Origin of the sequence: Streptomyces sp. NPDC051020, assembly GCF_040683105.1 — a bacterium.
GTDB lineage: Bacteria > Actinomycetota > Actinomycetes > Streptomycetales > Streptomycetaceae > Streptomyces.
Window position 1 is genome coordinate 1 of record NZ_JBFBCG010000206.1, and the last position, 2,423, is coordinate 2,423.

Sequence of the window (2,423 nt, forward strand, 5' to 3'; positions counted from 1 at the left end):
GACCGCACCCCCGCCGAGGCCATGAGACGCTGGTCAAAGGAACTCGCCTACCGCTGATTCGCAACGATCAGTGGAAACCGCCCCGTCTACCCGGTGGTCTTCATTGACGCCATCCACGTGAAGGTCCGCGACGGGGCGGTTGCCAACCGGCCCATTTACGTGGCCCTCGCGGTGACGACCGAGGGGCGGCGGGACATCCTCGGGCTGTGGGCCGGCGATGGCGGAGAGGGTGCCAAGCACTGGATGCACATCCTCACCGAGATCAAGAACCGCGGCGTGAACGACGTCCTCATGCTGGTCTGCGACGGGCTCAAGGGCCTGCCCGACGCGGTCGAGGCCGTCTGGCCCCGCACCACCGTCCAGACCTGCGTGGTCCACCTGCTGCGGAACTCCTTCCGCTATGCCGCCCGCCAGGACTGGGACAAGATCGCGAAGGTCCTCAAGCCCGTCTACACCGCGGCGACCGAGGAGGCCGCCCTGGAGCGGTTCGCCGAGTTCGCCGACGCCTGGGGCCGGAAGTATCCGGCGATCGTGCGGCTGTGGGAGAACGCGTGGGAGGAGTTCACCCCGTTCCTCCGCTTCGACACCGAGATCCGCCGCATCGTCTGCACCACCAACGCGATCGAGTCCGTCAACGCCAGGATTCGGAGGGCGGTCAAGGCCCGCGGCCACTTCCCCAACGAGCAGGCCGCCCTGAAGTGCGTCTACATGGCGATCATGTCGCTCGACCCCACCGGCAAGGGCCAGGCCCGCTGGACCATGTGCTGGAAGACCGCCCTGAACGCCTTCGACATCACCTTCGACGGCCGCCTTTCCGCAGCCCGTCAGTAACTCCAACAACCTGAGTTACACCGTTCGTTTGACAGACCCGAACTCGGCCTCGTCCCGGGTGTCCCACAGGGCGATCAGGAGCGCGATCAGCGATCGCCCGGACAAAGCGACACGTACCCGCCCGTCCTTGACGTCATCGATGTTGGGCGGGGTACGGAAGTGCGTCTGATTGGTACTCAGGCCGGTGAGGTACTCCCACGTGTCGCGGTGGCACACGAGCTCCGCCAGAGCGACACCGGCCGCCTTCATCAGCCGGACACCGTGCTGGACCTCCGGCGCGAGCCCCTCGGTGGTGGGCTGCTCCTGACGGCGGGCCTGCTGCGGGATCACCGGCCCGGACTGCGCGGCGGGTGTCGCGCCGCGGTACGCGACGGCCGCCGCCTGCTTCAGCAAGTCCTGGCCGTTTCCGATCTCGGGGCCGGCCCCGGCGAGACCGATGGCGGAGGCGTGGGGGACCGGGCCGGGCTCGCTGTGGTTCATGGGCTCCTCTTCGGATTCGGCAGGTGCGTCGGTGTCAGGCAGGGGGTGGGTCTCGGCCGCCGGCACGGCGGTGTTCTCAGGCGAGGGAGAAGGCGCGGCGAGCAGCGCCTGGGCGACCTCGGTGCGGACTGTTGACACGTCTTGCCGTGTCTCGGTGACGTCCGAGATCAGTCGCTCCTGGCGGCGGCGCAGTTCCCGGTTCTCCTCGCGCAGCCCGGAGGTGCCTGCCTGGACGGTCTCCAGGATCTTCAGGTACTGCTGGCCTATGGCTTCTTGCCCGTCCGTTACGGGCTTCAGCCGGGCCTCCAGCTGTTCGGCCAGCTCCTTCTGAAGTTCGTGCAGAGCATTCTCGAAGTCCGCTTTCCTCATGTATCCGTCCGATCACCTTCTGTTAATGACGGTCGGAGCCTCCCCACCTTGCAGGTCCGGTAATGCGATGTTTTCCGGCCGCTCGCACCCGGCCTTGGAATGCGTTATGAGGGAAGCAGAGGAGTCTGCACCGGACCGCCATGGCACCCGAGACCTCCACCACGACCACGCTGAGCTGATTGCGCGGGCCGAGTGCGACACGACCCGGTGATGTGGGGGTCGCACCACAATTCGAACATCTGCTCTACTAAATGAGTGATGTCCTTCCGTTTCCCTGACGACCTGATCGAGCTCAAGCGCTGGCAGATCCGTATCTACAACCGGCTCGCTCTGCGCCCGGCTGTCGGGGCGGCCGAGCTGCGACGGGAGCTGATCCGGCTGTCCGGCCTGATCAGTGCCCACACGTACTGGGCAGAACACGGTTGGAGCCTGGCGGGCCGGGTCGAGCTGTCCCGGGCGGCCCAGAGCGGTCCGGACGGAGTACGGGAACTGGTCGTGCGCTGGACTGGTGAGAAATTCGTCGTCATCGAGCCCGAGGCGCAGTCGTCGTGACCAAGGCCAGATGCGGCCCCGGACCGGCATCTTCGTGATGCGATCACTCCCGCCCCGCACAAGGATCGGACTGCGGGCGCGTGTTCGGCGAGCAACGCGGTGATCTTCGCCTCTGGGTGCTGGGTTGCGGGCTTGGGCCCATGACGTTCTGACGGGCCGCTCAGCGGCCCACCCCTTTACGGGTGTAGTGA

Annotated in this window: 2 protein-coding genes and 1 pseudogene; 2 read left to right on the forward strand and 1 reads right to left on the reverse strand. The window is 66.8% G+C overall.

Annotation, left to right across the window (positions count from 1 at the left end; genetic code table 11):
* Window positions 1-75 precede the first annotated feature (75 nt).
* Window positions 76-831: pseudogene (locus AB0N06_RS38660) on the forward strand (IS256 family transposase); the annotation flags it as partial.
* A 15-nt stretch (window positions 832-846) separates the two neighbouring features.
* Here AB0N06_RS38660 and AB0N06_RS38665 read toward each other — a convergent pair.
* Window positions 847-1,680 (reverse strand): hypothetical protein, encoded by an 834-nt coding sequence (locus AB0N06_RS38665; RefSeq protein WP_366139342.1) that lies wholly within the window; start codon window positions 1,678-1,680, stop codon window positions 847-849.
* Window positions 1,681-1,938: 258 nt separating this feature from the next.
* Here AB0N06_RS38665 and AB0N06_RS38670 point away from each other — a divergent pair, with 258 nt between their 5' ends.
* A complete protein-coding gene (locus tag AB0N06_RS38670) occupies window positions 1,939-2,232 on the forward strand; it encodes a hypothetical protein (RefSeq protein ID WP_366139343.1) in 294 nt (97 codons plus the stop codon).
* Window positions 2,233-2,423 lie beyond the last annotated feature (191 nt).